This is a genomic window from Rhizobium croatiense (assembly GCF_019793465.1).
Classification (GTDB): Bacteria; Pseudomonadota; Alphaproteobacteria; order Rhizobiales; family Rhizobiaceae; genus Rhizobium; species Rhizobium croatiense.
Genome location: NZ_JAILYJ010000090.1, coordinates 1 through 385 on the forward strand (window position 1 = coordinate 1; position 385 = coordinate 385).

Annotated in this window: 1 protein-coding gene; it reads right to left on the reverse strand. The window is 63.6% G+C overall.

Annotation, left to right across the window (positions count from 1 at the left end; all coding sequences use genetic code 11):
* Window positions 1-385: ATP synthase beta subunit C-terminal domain-containing protein (locus K6M89_RS30710; RefSeq protein ID WP_438826593.1), on the reverse strand; the 385-nt coding region annotated here is incomplete at both ends.

The window sequence follows — 385 nt, forward strand, 5'->3', positions numbered from 1 at the left end:
GGTGATCGATTTCGTGCTGTCGCTGCCGACGAGTACCCGGGTACACTTCCGCCACGTGGCACGGCTGCGACAGGAAACGCTGGATCTTACGAGCGCGGTTCACTGCCAGCTTGTCTTCCGGCGACAGTTCGTCCATGCCCAGAATCGCGATGATGTCGCGCAGTTCCTTGTAGCGCTGCAGGGTCTGCTGAACGCGGCGGGCCACTTCGTAGTGTTCCGTGCCGACAACCTGCGGGTCCAGCTGGCGCGAGGTCGAGTCCAGCGGATCCACTGCGGGGTAGATACCCAGTGCAGCGATGTCACGCGACAGCACCACGGTCGAGTCCAGGTGCAGGAAGGTGGTTGCCGGCGACGGGTCGGTCAGGTCATCCGCAGGCACGTACAC